Origin of the sequence: Pseudomonas tolaasii NCPPB 2192, assembly GCF_002813445.1 — a bacterium.
Lineage (GTDB): Bacteria > Pseudomonadota > Gammaproteobacteria > Pseudomonadales > Pseudomonadaceae > Aquipseudomonas > Aquipseudomonas tolaasii.
Genome location: NZ_PHHD01000001.1, coordinates 5,784,499 through 5,799,482 on the forward strand (window position 1 = coordinate 5,784,499; position 14,984 = coordinate 5,799,482).

The 14,984-nt window shown below is 61.1% G+C and carries 14 protein-coding genes; 5 read left to right on the forward strand and 9 right to left on the reverse strand.

Features of this window, described 5'->3' with window-relative positions; all coding sequences use genetic code 11:
* Window positions 1-37 precede the first annotated feature (37 nt).
* The 3 genes from ATI14_RS26290 to ATI14_RS26300 form a co-directional block, all read right to left on the reverse strand.
* Complete coding sequence (locus ATI14_RS26290) at window positions 38-805, reverse strand: outer membrane protein (protein ID WP_016968781.1); 768 nt, start codon at window positions 803-805, stop codon at window positions 38-40.
* A 126-nt stretch (window positions 806-931) separates the two neighbouring features.
* Window positions 932-1,483 carry a DUF3455 domain-containing protein gene (locus tag ATI14_RS26295; RefSeq protein WP_016968782.1) on the reverse strand — a complete coding sequence of 184 codons (552 nt, stop codon included), beginning with the start codon at window positions 1,481-1,483 and terminating at the stop codon, window positions 932-934.
* Between the two features lie 157 nt (window positions 1,484-1,640).
* Window positions 1,641-2,339 carry a hypothetical protein gene (locus ATI14_RS26300; protein ID WP_016968783.1) on the reverse strand — a complete coding sequence of 233 codons (699 nt, stop codon included), beginning with the start codon at window positions 2,337-2,339 and terminating at the stop codon, window positions 1,641-1,643.
* Window positions 2,340-2,601: 262 nt separating this feature from the next.
* Between ATI14_RS26300 and ATI14_RS26305 the strand changes: the two genes are divergently transcribed.
* Genes ATI14_RS26305 through ATI14_RS26320 form a run of 4 tightly spaced genes read left to right on the forward strand, consistent with a single transcriptional unit; the run spans window position 2,602 to window position 6,627 of the window.
* Window positions 2,602-3,450 (forward strand): hypothetical protein, encoded by an 849-nt coding sequence (locus tag ATI14_RS26305; protein ID WP_016968784.1) that lies wholly within the window; start codon window positions 2,602-2,604, stop codon window positions 3,448-3,450.
* A 30-nt stretch (window positions 3,451-3,480) separates the two neighbouring features.
* Window positions 3,481-4,359, forward strand: coding sequence for a c-type heme family protein (locus ATI14_RS26310; RefSeq protein WP_080520181.1), 879 nt, complete (start codon window positions 3,481-3,483; stop codon window positions 4,357-4,359).
* Between the two features lie 10 nt (window positions 4,360-4,369).
* A complete protein-coding gene (locus ATI14_RS26315) occupies window positions 4,370-5,815 on the forward strand; it encodes a serine/threonine-protein kinase (protein WP_016968786.1) in 1,446 nt (481 codons plus the stop codon).
* Entirely contained in the window at window positions 5,812-6,627 is an 816-nt protein-coding gene (locus tag ATI14_RS26320) for a PP2C family protein-serine/threonine phosphatase (RefSeq protein ID WP_016968787.1), read from the forward strand. The genes ATI14_RS26315 and ATI14_RS26320 overlap by 4 nt, the downstream gene beginning before the upstream one ends.
* A 6-nt stretch (window positions 6,628-6,633) precedes the next feature.
* Here the strand turns inward: ATI14_RS26320 and ATI14_RS26325 are convergent, their stop codons facing one another.
* The gene (locus tag ATI14_RS26325) at window positions 6,634-7,029 is read right to left on the reverse strand and encodes a carboxymuconolactone decarboxylase family protein (RefSeq protein ID WP_016968788.1); all 396 of its coding nucleotides are present in this window, start codon (window positions 7,027-7,029) and stop codon (window positions 6,634-6,636) included.
* 195 nt (window positions 7,030-7,224) lie between these two features.
* Between ATI14_RS26325 and dkgB the strand changes: the two genes are divergently transcribed.
* Complete coding sequence (dkgB, locus tag ATI14_RS26330) at window positions 7,225-8,043, forward strand: 2,5-didehydrogluconate reductase DkgB (RefSeq protein WP_016968789.1); 819 nt, start codon at window positions 7,225-7,227, stop codon at window positions 8,041-8,043.
* Here the strand turns inward: dkgB and ATI14_RS26335 are convergent.
* From ATI14_RS26335 to ATI14_RS26360, 5 genes are all read right to left on the reverse strand, one after another.
* Window positions 8,040-8,462 carry an ANTAR domain-containing protein gene (locus ATI14_RS26335; RefSeq protein WP_080520180.1) on the reverse strand — a complete coding sequence of 141 codons (423 nt, stop codon included), beginning with the start codon at window positions 8,460-8,462 and terminating at the stop codon, window positions 8,040-8,042. The two genes, dkgB and ATI14_RS26335, sit on opposite strands and share 4 nt — an antisense overlap.
* A gap of 132 nt (window positions 8,463-8,594) precedes the next feature.
* Entirely contained in the window at window positions 8,595-12,215 is a 3,621-nt protein-coding gene (locus ATI14_RS26340; RefSeq protein ID WP_080520179.1) for a transporter substrate-binding domain-containing protein, read from the reverse strand.
* A gap of 6 nt (window positions 12,216-12,221) precedes the next feature.
* Window positions 12,222-12,848, reverse strand: a complete 627-nt coding sequence (locus ATI14_RS26345) for a response regulator transcription factor (RefSeq protein WP_016968792.1) — start codon at window positions 12,846-12,848, stop codon at window positions 12,222-12,224.
* 302 nt (window positions 12,849-13,150) lie between these two features.
* Complete coding sequence (locus ATI14_RS26350; protein ID WP_016968793.1) at window positions 13,151-13,867, reverse strand: MgtC/SapB family protein; 717 nt, start codon at window positions 13,865-13,867, stop codon at window positions 13,151-13,153.
* Between the two features lie 542 nt (window positions 13,868-14,409).
* Window positions 14,410-14,754: an FKBP-type peptidyl-prolyl cis-trans isomerase gene (locus ATI14_RS26360; RefSeq protein ID WP_016968794.1), complete on the reverse strand. Its 345-nt coding sequence runs from the start codon at window positions 14,752-14,754 to the stop codon at window positions 14,410-14,412.
* Window positions 14,755-14,984: the final 230 nt, after the last annotated feature.

Here is a 14,984-nt window from a genome sequence, read left to right on the forward strand (position 1 = left end):
AGCCCCATGCATCTCTGCATGAGGCTTCACAGTTCGGTTAATCAAACTTCCAGTTCAAACCCACGCGCAGCATCTGCCCGTCATTCTTGAACTTGGAATCGTAACCGGTACCGGCACCGCCGCTGCCTGGAATTACCGCAACGTTCAACTTGTCCTGGCCCAGGTCGTAGTACAGGTACTCGGTCTTGAACGACAGGTTTTTGGTGATCGACTGCTCGATACCAGCGCCCACGGTGTAGCCCATTTTGAAGTGGCTCTGGTCGCCGCTGAACTGGGTATTGCCGGTTGGGCCAAACATGTCGACGCTTTGGCTGGTTTCACCGTAGGCCAAACCGGCGGTGCCGTAGATCAGCGTGTGGTCAAAGGCATAACCGAAGCGGCCACGCAGGGTGCCGAGGTATTTGATCTTCGATTCAAATTTGTTGTTCAGCGCCAAATGGGTGTTGAGCTGGGCCGTGCCGATATTGCGGCTGTCCTGCAGGTCAGTGTGGGAAATATCCGCCTCGACACCCGCCACCCACTGGCCAAACTGGTAGTTGTAGCCGATTTGCGCACCACCGAGCAGGCCGTTGCGGTCCAGGTTGACCCGCCCCGGGCGGGCGCCGCCATTGATATTGGCGATGTTCGGCGCGGCCTGGCCTTTGGTGTTGACGTCGTCATCGCCGCCAAAACCGTAACCGGCGCTCAAGCCGCCGTAAAAACCGGTCCAGTCGGTGGGGCCTTCGGACGAATAGGCATCTGCCGCCTGAACCGCCGACGAAGCAACAACCGTGAGTGCGGTCAGGGCAAGTAAACGAGTGATCATGTGAAGCTCCTAAGTTTTTTGGGTTTATGTCAGGCACAGCGTTGCCGCACGCCGATGGCTACCGGCACGAAGCGAAAACTCAAATCAAGGGGGTGTTGCTACCGAGCCGAGCGGCCCGGTGGGGTATTACTGGCCGAGAAAGCGGTAGTCGGCGCTGTACGGCTCAACGTGCAACTCGCCGGCCTGTTCGCAACTGCCGCTGAACACACCGCCCTGGGTATGCAGGCGCTCAACCGCCACGACCTGCGCCAACCCGCCGGTACCTTGATGCGTCACCACGTCCAGGCGCAGCAACGGGATGTCTTTTGCGCTTTGGCCTGGCGCCTGAGCGATGACCTTGCCGACCACCGCACTGCGGTCATCCAGCTGCCAGGTCGGCCCCGCGAAGTGTCGGCCTACGGTTTTGCCGTTGATCACCAATGTCGCCAGCGGCTCGCGAAACTGCCAGGTCAATTGGCCGCTGTTGTCTTTGGCACAGGTGTAGATTTGCGCGCCGGTAGCCTGAACGGTCATCAGCACCTTTTTTGCACTGCCGTCGGCAGGCTCAGGCAAATCCTGCGCCTGTGCGCGCTGGGCATCGAACGCGCAGATCACCAGTACGATCAGGCCGATGACCTGCAAAACCAGAAGCGCGAGGCGATTACGACGCGCCTCAACATCAGGGTCGGTGCTGCTCATTTTGCGCCTGCCAGGAGGTGAGTCGAGAAGGGTCTGATTCATCACAATGGATCCCATCAATAGTCGATAACGGCTGGTTATCAGCGTCTGCAGGATGAACAACCGACCCGAAGTTTTTATTCCCGACTATTTTCCAACCCGGGGCAAAACCGTTCGACTACCAGACCTCCACCTTAAGCTCCGGGCGCTGACTGGCCGGCATCGCCAGCGCCTTGCCACTGTGCACCACACCATGACGCGGCGACTCGCGCTTGAGATTAGGCACAGGGATCCGCCCGCCACCGCGCACGGTTTGCGCGCCATTCATCTGGAACTTGCCGTAGGCGAAGTTCAGCCCCACGCCGTTCTGGCGCTGGAAGTAGATCCACCAACGCCCCTCTTCGAACTTCATGAAGGCAAACCCTCGCGGGTAGGCGTCTTCGCCATAGTCGTCAAAGGTCATCGCCGTAGCCAACCCCAAGCCGTGGCCGTCGAACCGGTTGAGGTATTCCTTGTTCAGGTAATCGCTGCCGCCCTGCACGTGGAACACCCGGTAAGTGGTGTCGTCGATATGGTCGATCAGGATCGAGCAGCCGCTGAAGTCCGGTGTAAACACGTAACCGGTTGCGCCAGGGTTGGCCGGAATGTCGCAAAAACTGCCCTGAGGCACCCAATGCCCCATCAGCGGACGCTCGACTTTGCCGTGCTCACCCGGCTTGTCCAGGGTGGCCAGACGATAACCGCCGGCCTTGTGATCATTGACGTCGAATACATTGAGGCCGGCCAGCACACTGGTAGGAATGCGCTTGGCGGTCATGAAGTGCTGCTGCAGGAAAGTCTTGGTGGATGAAAACTGGTTCATGCACTTGGTGGTCATAGGGAACTCCAGGCAGGGGAAGAGGCGGACGTCTTGCCGATCCCTGAAAACGCCGTTCGAACATCAGAAGAACACCCTCCTGCGCTGCTTTATTCCATGATTTCGCTTAATCGAAATCGGCCTTTGCCATGCAGATAATTGTCTTCGCCCTACCCCCTTTCAGCCGGTAGCCTTCGGCCCTGCGATGCCTTGCGCACGCACGAACACCGACTGAAAAACAGCATCGGTGCCTGACCCCAAGTGCTCGATAGATGGCGCCCCCGTGAAAAAACGTTCGATAGCCCTACTCCTCGCCGGCCTGCTCCAGCTGCCGCTGGTTCATGCAGCATCCGCCCCGATTGCGGTGATCGCCTATGCGGAAAAACCGCTGAAGCTGATTCGCGCCACCACCCTCTACACCATAGGGCCGGGGACGCGACTGCAAGGCGGCGACATTCTGCAAACCGGCGCCGCCGGCATCCAGATCGAAGGCCTCGCGGCGGCCAACCTGGCGTTGGGGCCAGACACGCGCATCCTGATCGCCACCCATAACAAAGACACCCAGATCAACCTGCTCAATGGTTGGCTGAAACTGCAGCCGGTGGCCGGTAACGGCCACGCCAACCTGGCCGTCACCACCGGCGGCCTGGGGTTCACCTTGACCAACAGCGCCAGCGTGATCCACGTGGGCAAACGCCAGACCGAAATATTCGTCGAAGACGGCAGCCAGGTGGTCAGCGAGCTGGATGCCCACGGCAAGACCGACCACAGCGTCACCCTCGACCACGAAGACTTCGCGCAGCGGGTCGGCGATGCACAGTTGAAGATCGTGCCGCGCCCCGAGCAAGCGTTTATCGACGCCCTGCCCCCTCAATTCCTCGACCCGCTGGTGCCCCTGGGCAAAAAAACACCCAAGGCGCCCGAGCCGGTCAAAGAACGTGATGTCACCTACGAAGACATCGCTCCCTGGGTCGTCAGCCCTCTGAACTTGAACCAGCAAATGCTCGCCAGCCGCTTTGCCCCGCGCCTTAACGACCCTGCCTTCCTGCAGGCGGTGAAGGTCAACCGGGGTGGTGTATTGGCGTGGGAGCTGGAATTGCTTCGCCTGGAACGCCGCAAAAATGCGCGCTGAGCCTCATCACGCCTGCACCCGAAGGTCCTTATGAAATTGTCGCTCGCGGTTAAATTCAACGTGGTGTTCCTGGCGGTTTTCACTGTCGGGTTTATCGCCACCAGCCTTTCCACCAATTACATGCTGCAACAAAGTGCGCGCCGGGAAACCCTGGAAACCGCACGCATGCTGATGCGCTCGGCCTCCGCCGCCAGCACCTACACGGCCGAGCAGATCGTGCCGCTGCTGGAAAACCGTCTGAAATTCCAGTTCCTGCCGCAATCGGTACCCGACTTCGCGGCCATTTCGCACCTGCAGGAATTGCTCAAGTCCTACCCCGACTACACCTATAAAGAAGCGACCCTCAACCCTACAAACCCGCGTGACCTGGCCAACGACTGGGAAAAGTCCCTGATCAACAACCTGCGCAGCCAGCCGCAAAGCGAGGAATTGGTTGGCGAGCGCAATGACGACAAAGGCGCCGCGCTGTACATCGCCCGCCCCATCCAGATCAAGGACGGTGCTTGCCTGGCCTGCCACAGCACGCCGGACGCGGCACCGAAAACCATGGTCGATATTTACGGTGCGGTAAACGGTTTCGGCTGGAAGCTCAACGACACCATTGGCGCGCAACTGGTCACCGTGCCGCTCGACCTGCCGCTGCAACGGGCCAAAAGCATGCTGCACAGCTACATGCTGTCGATGCTGGGGATTTTTGCGGTGCTGTTTGTGGCGTTGAACGTGGCCGTGCACTTGTTTGTCACCCGGCGCCTGCGGCAGATGTCGGCATTGGCGGACCGGGTCAGCCTGGGCGAAACCGATGTGCCGGAAATGGACGTCAGCGGCAAGGATGAGCTGGCGCGGCTGGGCCAGTCCTTCGGCCGCATGCGCACCAGCCTGGTCAGCGCCATGAAGATGCTTGAGGAATAGGTCCGCGATCATGCTTGAACAACTGGGCAAATACCGCATCGACAGTGTGCTCGGCAAAGGCGCCATGGGCACGGTGTACAAGGCGTTCGACCCGAATATCGCGCGCACGGTGGCCCTCAAGACCATCCGCAAGGAGCTGTTCGGCGACAGTCAGCACGCCGAGTTGGTCAGCCGCTTCAAAAACGAGGCCCAGGCGGCCGGGCGATTGATGCACGCCAACATTGTCGGTGTGTACGACTATGGCGAAGATGAAGGTTCGGCCTACATTGCCATGGAGTTCGTCGAAGGCACGCCGCTCAACACCTTGCTGGCGGCGCAGACGCCTCGCGACCTCAGCCACAGCCTGGGCTGGATGCGCCAATTGCTGTCGGCCCTGGAATACGCCCACTCCAAGGGCGTGGTGCACCGTGATATCAAACCGGCCAACCTGCTGATCACGGCCGACGACAAGGTCAAGGTCACCGACTTCGGCGTCGCGCGCCTGGATTCTTCCACCCTCACCCAGACGGGTTCGATGATCGGCACGCCCAGTTACATGTCGCCCGAGCAGTTCTGCGGCGAGTTGATCGACGGTCGTTCCGATGTGTTTTCCGCCGGCATCGTGCTGTACCAGTTGCTGACCGGGGAACGGCCGTTCTCTGGCTCCGCGACCATGGTCATGCAGCAGATCCTCAACCAGACACCGGTGGCGCCCTCCACCCTGAACCTGGCCCTCGATCCGGCACTCGACGCGGTGATCGCACGCGCCCTGGCCAAGCGCCCCGCCGAACGCTACCCGTCGGCCCAAGCGTTTCTCGACGACCTGGAGGCCTTGCTCGGCTCCACCACGGGGACGTGGATCAACGCCGAAATCGACGACGATCGCACGGTGTTGATGCGCCCCAACCAGCCGCTGAGCAGCGGCGTCAGCTCGCTGCCACCGGCGACCCTGGCAATCACTGAAGCCGTGGAAACCCTGACGCCTTGGAAGCTGGCGGTGATGCCCGAACTGGAATCGCTGCTGTCCCACCAGATCGGCCCGCTGGCGCGCTTTCTGGTGCGCAAAAGCCTGAACGGTGCGGATGATTTCGAGGCGATCTGTGCGGCGCTGCTGCCGCACATTCCCTCCGAACGCGGGCGTGAACAGTTTGCCAGCGCCAGCCAATCGATGTTTCAGCGGCTCAACCCGCCGACCGCCGCGCCCGAACCTGCGCCCATCAGCGAGCCCACGGCCATCGAGGCGCCCGCCGACCCTACGCACGTGACCCAGGCGACGGCTGCCGAGATCGACCCGGGTTTTGCGCACATAGCCGAGCGGCGCCTGGCCGAGGTGATCGGCCCCATCGCACGAATTATCGTCAGCCGTGCTTTGCGCGCCACCTCCCAGCGCCAGCCGTTCCTGCAGCGGCTGGCCGAGTCGATCGAGAGCGAGGCCCAACGCCTGGCATTCCTCAACAGTTTCGAGCCTCTTCCATGACCGATACCCCACTCAGCGCCTGCGGGCCCCACGATCTGGCCTTTGCGGTTGCCTATGGGGCCAGTGATGTCGGTTCGGTGCGCCAGAGTAATGAAGACAACTTTCTGGTGGAGCCCGCCCTGGCCCTGTTGGCCGTGGCCGATGGCATGGGCGGCCACGAGGCCGGTGCGCTGGCCAGCGCCCAGGCGTTGATGAGCTTGCGCGAGGCGCTCAAAGCCCATTCGATCAACCCGGCAAACACCGACGCCGACCCGGATGCCACCTGGTCGGACCCGGACATGCAGGCCGCCAGCCGCCTGCACAACGCCATCGACCAGGTAAACCAGTGCGTTTATCAACAAAATGTCGCGCGCCACATGAGCGAAGGCAGCGGCATGGGCACCACCCTGACCGGCGTATGGCGCCCGCAGCCCGAGGGGCCGCTGCTGGTGTTTCATGTGGGCGACAGCCGCCTCTACCGCTACCGCGAAGGTGAGTTGAGCCTGCTGACCCGCGACCAGACCTGGTACCAGCAAGCACTCGAGGCCGGCAAAGTGGACCGCCTGCCGGCCCGTAACCTGTTATTGCAGGCTATCGGGCCAGGCCCACGGGTCGAACCGCAAGTGCGCGTTCAGCCGGTGCAGCCCGGCGACCTGCTGATGCTGTGCAGCGACGGCCTGCATGGCTGCGTGCCGCACCTGGAAATGCTCCAGGTGCTGGCTATCGCACGTCGTGACACGCTGGAAATCGCCTGCCAGCGGCTGGTCGACCTGACCCGCGAATATGCCGGGCGCGATAACGTGACCGTGCTGCTGGGCTGGTTCGATCGCTGATTGGCCTCACGGCAGCTTGAACGCCTCGTCCACCGGCACGCGATAGCCGGTGGCCAGGCGGTTGGTTTCATTGGCCATGCCCACCACCGCTTGCAGTTCGCCGAACATGGCGTCAGTCATGCCGGCCTTGCGCGCCGCCGCCGTGTGGGAGGCGATGCAATACGGGCAATTGTTGGTCACGCTGACCGCCACGTAGAGCAGCTCTTTGGTCAACGGATCCAGCGCTCCCGGCGCCATGATTTCCTTGAGGCTTTCCCAGGTACGGCGCAGGGTCGGCGGGTGGGCGGCCAGGCATTTCCAGAAATTGTTCACCTGGTCGACCTTGCGCGTTTGCATGATGTCGTCATAGACGGCGCGCACTTCCGGGCTGGCATCGGCGTATTCGGTAAGGTGTTGGCTCATGGCGGGTTCCGGGCTGAGGGTGGTGCTCTGAAATACCGCGCAACACCTGTTCAAGGCAAGTGAAGCCGCAGTTTTTTTGACGCGCTCCACACTCGTGACTTGAGGTCAAAAGTCCTTTTCGGATCCGGCGGTTTTTCCGAAGGAACGACAGGCAGATACTCGACTCCATTGTTCACACCCTTTCAGGAGTTACTGATGTCTACCCCAAACCAAAACGTCCCGGCCTTTGGCCTCGGCACCTTTCGTCTGCAAGGCCAGGTGGTGATCGACTCCGTGAGCACCGGCCTGGAACTGGGCTACCGCGTCATCGACACCGCACAGATTTACGAGAATGAAGCAGAGGTCGGCCAGGCGATTGCCGACAGTGGCGTGCCACGCGACGAGCTGTTCATCACCAGCAAAATCTGGGTCTCCAACTTTGCCGAAGGCCAGTTGATTCCGAGCCTTAAGGAAAGCCTGCGCAAGCTGCAGACCGACTACCTGGACCTGACCCTGATCCATTGGCCATCGCCGGAAGACCAGGTGCCCGTCGCCGAGTTCATGGGCCAGTTGCTGGAAGCCAAGCGCCAGGGCCTGACCCGCCAGATCGGTATTTCCAACTTCACGGTCGAGCTGATGAAGCAGGCGATTGCCGCCGTCGGTGCCGACAATATCGCCACCAACCAGGTGGAGCTGCACCCCTATCTGCAAAACCGCAAAGTCGTGGATTTCGCCACGGCCAACGGTATCCAGGTCACCTCCTACATGACCCTGGCCTACGGCGAAGTATTGAAAGACCCGGTGATCGGGCAGATCGCCGAACGCCATCAAGCCACACCGGCGCAGGTTACCCTCGCCTGGGCCATGCAACTGGGCTATGCGGTAATCCCGTCGTCGACCAAGCGCGCCAACCTGGAAAGCAACCTCAAGGCCCGGCAACTGACCTTGAGCGCCGCCGACATGGCGCAAATCGCCAGCCTTGAGCGCGGCCACCGCTTGACCAGCCCCAAAGGCCTCGCACCGAAGTGGGACTAAACCCCGGCCGCCGGCATGCGGGATAACTCCCGCAGCCACGGCAACACCCGCAGGGCCCTTGCGTCCTGGGGTGGGTCGATGATGTCCATGAAGTGTTCAAGGTTGATGTTGTCCGGCACGCCGGGCAGCCGTACCAGCACCGCCGGCATCGCGCCGGCAAGTGCGCCGGGTTCCAGATGATCGTAGACCAGCACATGGCGCACCTGGGGTTGGGCTCCGCACTCATCGGCGACCAGCCCGGCATTGATGATCAGCACATCGAAGGGTTCGGCCGGGATTGCCGTCAGAATCCGTACCTCTTCGAACGTTTCTACCGGAACAATCCGGTGATACCCCAACCGGTTGAGCATTTTCTCGATGTACAGCCGTTGCAGGTGCTGTTCATCGGCAATCAGGATGGTCAGTGCTTTGTTTGGCATGGCAAACCCCTGGCAGGCAGCGCTCGTCAGTGAGCGCCGCCCATTCTCCAGACATACCCCGCAGACAAAATCAGGCTTGTTCCCCCTTCGTGTAGGAGTTCTCCCAAACCCTCCAAACGGCGTGCAACCGGGTCAACGCTTGTTGCAATAAGCACTCAGGCCATCATGCAGATCGCCAAGCGCCTGGCTGACCGCCTCGGCGCTCACGCCCAGCGTGTCGTACGCTTGCTGTTCGCAGGCCTCTTCCAGTGCCTCGCAACAGGCGATGAGTACCTTGGCCTTGACCATTCGCGCGCCGCCTTTGACCCGATGAGCCAGGTCATGCAGCGTTTGCACGTTGCCCTGGCCCCGCAACGACGGCAGTAGCGCACGGTCGGCTTCCAGGCTGTCGAGCAATGACGTCAACAGTTCCTTGAGCGCGGCATGATCGTCTTCGGTCAGCGCTATCAGTGTGCTCAAATCAAATGCCGCCTCAGCTTTTGGCTCGCTTGGGGCGAGCGTCAGCGGGGCCAACGCTGAGCGCAAATCGTCCAGCCCGGCCGGCTTGAACAGGCAACCGTCCATGCCGGCCTGACGGCAGCGCTCGGCCTCCTCCGGCTGCGCATTGGCGGTAAAGCCCAACAGCAGGCAGGGCTTCAGGCCTTGGGCCTGCTCATTCGTACGGATATCCCGCGCCAGGGTGTAGCCATCCTTGAGCGGCATGTTGCAGTCGGTAATGACAACATCGGGGTGCTCGGCCTTCCAGCGTGCAAAGCCCTGCTCGCCGTCTTCGGCACTGGTAATGCGATGCCCCAGAAAGCTCAATTGCCGCACCAGCAACAAACGGTTGGCCGGGTAGTCGTCTACTACCAGAATGTCCAGCGCGGGTGTCGGCCGAACGCTGGTGGAAGGGGGCGAAGTGCCCACCGCCGGCGTCTGTGTCCTGTCCAGCGCCAGCGTGACGTCCACCCGCGTGCCCTGCCCCAGCACACTGCTCAGGTTCAGCTCCCCGCCCATCATTTCACACAGGTTGCGGCTGATGACCAACCCAAGCCCCGAGCCGCTGCGCGCCGACTGTTCGGTGTTGGTGCCCTGGATAAACGGGTTGAACAGCCGCCGCTGGTCTTGCGGGCTGATGCCCACGCCCGTGTCTTCCACCCACAGGCGCACGCCCAGCGCGTGAGCATCCGAAGCCGGTGAGCATTTGGCGCCCAACCGCACCTGGCCGCTGCCGGTGAACTTGATCGCATTGCTCAGCAAGTTGGACACCACTTGCTTGAACCGCAGCGGGTCGATCAGCACCGGGCAATCGATCAGCGGGTCCAGCTCCACCTGCAGCGCCAGGCCCTTTTCCCGTGCCAGACCTTCGAACACCCGCGCCACCGAGGTGAGCAACTCGTGCAGGTTGGCCGGCTCCAGGGTCAACGATAAATGGCCGGACTCGATCCGGGCGATATCCAGTATGTCGCCGATCAACTCCAGCATGCCGCGCGAGGCCACCGACGCCACCTCCAGTGCGTCACGGTCAACGCGGCCTTGCTCGGCGTTGGCCAGCGCCAGCTCGATCATGCCGATCACTGCGTTCATGGGTGTACGAATTTCGTGGCTCATGGTCGCCAGGAACGTGGTCTTGGCGCGGTTGGCCGCGTCGGCTTCATCCTTGGCTTCCTGCAACTGCCCCAACAACTGCTGGCGCTCACTGACGTCTACCCAGCCACCGATCATGCCCACAACGTTTTCATCGCCATCACGGTACGGCAGCATCCAGTGGTAAATGGTCAGTTCCTTGCCGCCAGGCACTTTGAGTATCCGGTCATGAATCACCGGTTCGCCGCGGTCCATCAACCGCAGATAATCCTCATGGAACGACCGCGCCTGCGGCGTATTGCCGGTGTCCGTTTCAATCACCGTCTTGCCGATCACCCCTTCGAGCTTGAAGCCGAACACGTCCAGGTAAGCGCTGTTGCAGGCCATCAACCGGCCCTGGCGGTCGCGCACATAAATGGGGTAAGGCGTGTCGTCGATCAACACGCGCATAAAACGCATCTGGTCGCTCAAGGCCCGCTCGGCCTCGGTGCGTTTGCGGATCAGCCGGCGCAAATAAATCGCCCAGCCCAGGGTGATCAGCAGCAACACCGCCGCAAGACCAAAGCCCTGGATAATTGCGCTGCGATGGCGCAGCCAATGGTCCTCGATGACCACATCCGTACGCCACGGGCTGATCAACTCCTCCATTTCCTGTGGAGGAATACTGAGCAAGGCCTTGTCCAGGATCGAAAAAAGCTCCAGCTGGCCACGGTTGACCCCGAACGTCATGCGCGCAGGCTCGGAACCGACGGTGCTGCTGACTTGCAGGGTGTCGCGGTATTGCACCGCGATCAGATACCGTGCATTGACCAGTGAGTTGACCGCGCCTTCGGCGCCACCATTGGCCACCAGCGCCATGGCCAGTGACGGATTTTCAGCTTCCACGAAGTTGATACCGGGAAAATCGCGGTTGATTAGCTCACGCACCGCATTGCCACGGGGCACTGCCAGGCGCTTGCCGATCATGTCTTCCAGCGTCATGGTCCCGGGATCATTGATGCGAGTAACCAGTACCAGTGGCGTGGTCAGGTAAGGCCGGGTGAAGCGCACCTGATCGGAACCCTCAATGCTGGGCGTCACCACCGCCATCATGTCGGCCCTGCCGGCGCTGACCGCATTGATTTGCTGGGCCATCGACCCGCCCGCGACCACATCGAACTTCAAGCCCGTGCGCAAGCTGATCCGCGACAGTACGTCGGCACTCAAACCCTCCTGCTGCCCTTGCGCGGCAAAAGACGACAGCGGCAGCATCTGGTCGGACGCCACCACCCGAACCCGCGGGTGTTTCTCCAGCCAGCGCTGTTCGCTGGTGCTCAAGTGCAGCCGCTCGGCACCGAGAAGGCCCAGGTTGCCGCCGCTCCAGCGGCGCAATATGTCCATCTGCTCATCTGCCGGAATCGCCCTCAGCGCCGTGTTGATAATGCGCAGCAACCGGGTGTTGTCCCGGGGAACAGCGAAGGCGAAGGAGTTGGACTCCAGCTCGGAAAAGTCCGCCATCTGCACGTTGTTAAGGTGGTTGCGGCTGATCTGGTAGCTGGCGGTGATTGCATCACCCAGATAAACATCGGCCCGGCCAAAGGCCACGGCGGCAATGGCCTCGAAAATGGAAGGGAACAGCTCGACCTTGGCGTTGGGGTAAAAAGCACGCACCACGTCGGGGGGCATGTAGTGATAAAGCATCGCGACGCGCTTGCCTGCCAGATCATCCATCAGGGACTGGCTGTCACCCGTGCGGGTAACCAGGACCGGCTGATCATTGGCGTAGGAACGGGACAACACCAATTGCGGGTCGGCGGCTTCAAAACCGTTGGCCGACCCCACCAGGTCAACGTGTCCCCCCTTGAGCGCCTCAATGACTTCATCACGGGTGTCGTAGCGTCGAACCTCGACGGCGATGTTCAGCGCCTGGGCGAGCAATTGCGCATAATCGGCGGTGATGCCCTCCAGTTCATCGTTGTTGTTCGTCAACTCGAAGGGGCCATAATCCGGGGCGGATATCCCCATCAACAGCACACGCCGCCCGCGCAACCAGTGCCAGTCAGCATCCCCCAGCTCCACGGAGAGGCCCTTGAAACTGGAGTGCCCCAGTAATTTGAGGGGATGAGGCTCATCCAGAGCCACCGCCGCCAACGGCAGCAGGGTCACCCACAGCACCAGGGTGAGCCTTCGAATCAGGGCCATGATCATTTCGGATCAGATCAAGCCATTGCGCTGAGCAAACTTGGCCATATGTACCACCGAGTCGATATTGAGCTTCTCCTTGAGCCGCGTCTTGTAAGTGCTGATAGTCTTGTGGCTGAGCAGCATGCGGCTGGCTATTTCGTTATTGCCCAGCCCCAGCGCGAGCATCTGCAACACCGCCAGTTCGCGATCGGAAAGCGACTCAACCAGTTCGCCCTCGGAAGACTGCAAATCGTCACGGCGGACCGAACTGCTCGGCAGGCTCGGAAAGCAGCTGTAGTTGGACATGACGGCCTTGATCGCCTTTTGCAGCTCGTCCAGCTCACCGGTTTTGGATACAAACCCCATGGCACCGGCGCGCATGCAACGCGCAGAAAAATGCTCAGCGGAAAACCCGGTCAACACCAGGATCTTGCACGGCAGGCCCAGCGCCTTGATCCGGCTGATCACCTCAAGCCCGCCGAGCTTGGTCATTCCCAAATCGAGAATGATCAAATCCACGCGCTTTTCGCGCGCAATCTGCATGGCGTCGGCACCGTTGGATGCTTGATAGATTTCGCCAAACTCTTCCTTCTTCAATAGAAACTGGACGGTCTGGCGGATAAACGGATGATCATCGGCTATTAACGCTGTAAACATAAAACTCCCCTGAGAGGACAGATACCCTTGCACATCACACGGGACACAGGCACCTGTAAGAAATGACAGTACCGACCAGCGGCACTGCACGCCCTCAGAACGATCATCAGGCATGGCCTGGTCCCTTCGGTTGAAAACAGCTTGAACGCATACAGCCGAACCCTTGCCACCGGCTAGCTGCAAGCGCGCAACGTTAACAACGAAATGACGTTTCTACCGAAGGGATAATCCCGACTCGCTGTAGGACTTTTCCTCACAGCACACCACCAATCTAGTGCCTGATCAGGCTTTGCGCGAACCGGTCAGTCCGTCGTGCTCGGGCTCCAGAAGGCCTGCACCACCAGGGTTGAGGTGGAAATACGCGCCACCAGCGCATCCAGCTCGTCGCCGTCCACCGAGGTCGCCGCCAGGGTGGCCTCGATTTCCACTTCTTCACTGCCAAACGGCCGCACATCCACGTCGCTGGCCGGGTAGTTGCAGCGCGCCAGTTCGGCTTCCAGCAGCACCATCACCGCCTGTTGCTGCGTACGGCGTGCAATCACATAAAGAATGTTGGTGACCTCTGCCGACACCACATCCAAAGGCTGACGGTTGATGTTATTGACGATCGGCCGCAGCAGCGTGTTGGCCGCCAGCACAAACAGCGTGCCCAGCAGGGCTTCAAGAATCAGGTCGGCACCGGCACAGGCGCCCACGGCCGCCGAGGCCCAAAGGGTCGCCGCTGTGTTGAGCCCACGCACATTGCCCTCCTCACGCATGATCACACCGGCCCCCAGAAAGCCGATACCCGAGACCACATACGCGACCACACGCACCGCGCCTTCTGCGCCGCCCAAGCGGTTGGCCATGTCGACAAAAATCGCCGCGCCCACCGCCACCAGCACGTTGGTACGCAAACCTGCCGTGCGTTGACGGTATTGGCGTTCGAAACCGATCAGTCCTCCGAGAATGAACGCAGCGGTGAGGCTGACCACGGTGTCGACCAGGGAATTGAGGTTGATGTTGTTGATGGCTTGCATGGAAAGTCTCCTTGAATGCAGCAGCAAGCTGATTACATGAAGAACCGTCAGGCAGGCGTGTCCAAAGCACCCGGGGATAAGCCAGGTGCCGGTCAGCGTCGATGAGAGGGATTCGGGCAGGTGCCAGGGCTGGCCGCTGCCGGGATGCCGCTTCTCGCTTTATGAGGCGAGACAACGGCATCGAAACAATGCGCGTTACCTTGCCAGGATTATGCCGGTTACCGAAACCGGCCGACGACTGTCACTCGAACAAGTACCCACTGAGGGACTCCGCTATGGATGAAAACGCGCGAAGCTTACGCTTCGATGACAAGCGAGTAAACCGTAGGAAATTTACCCGCAAGGTTTGGGAAGATTCTTCAGGGCAGGTTCAGAAAAGGATTCGCCGAATCCGCCGAAGATCAACTGTGGAGGCTGGCGTGTGTGGGAGCTGGCTTGCCTGCGATGGCATCGCCTCGGCCCGACTGGTTGACCGAGTTGTTCGCATCGCAGGCAAGCCAGCTCCCACAGGTGGCGGTGTGCACTCTTGACGACAACGTGCCTCAGTCATCCCGCGTCAGCACTTCCAGCAATTGGATCTCGAACCGCAAGTTGCTGTTGGGCTTGATATGCGCGCCCATCGAGCGTTCGCCGTAGGCCAGGTGCGCCGGTACAAACAGGCTGCGTACGCCGCCCACCTGCATGCCCATCAAGCCCTGGTCCCAGCCCTTGATCACGCGCCCGGTGCCGATCACGCACTGGAAAGGTTTACCGCGCGCCCAGGAAGAGTCGAACACCGTGCCGTCTTCGAGGGTGCCGGTGTATTGGGTGGTGATCAGCGCCCCCTTGACCACGGCTTTGCCGTCGCCCTGGCGGATGTCGGTGATCTGGAGTTCGTCGCTGCTCATGGCGTTTCTCGTTGAATGCGCAAAGGCTGGGGTTTTCCCAGAATCGGGTGGGTTTGGCAAGTGTCAGCAGCAGGGTCAATCGGTGGGTTCTTGTGGCGAGCGGGCTTGCCCCGCGTTGGGCTGCGAAGCGGCCCCAAAACCTGCCGGCGCGGTTTATCTGAAAAACAGTGATGTTCTTATCAGGGCTGCTGCGCAGCCCAACGCGGGGCAAGCCCGCTCGCCACAGGTTT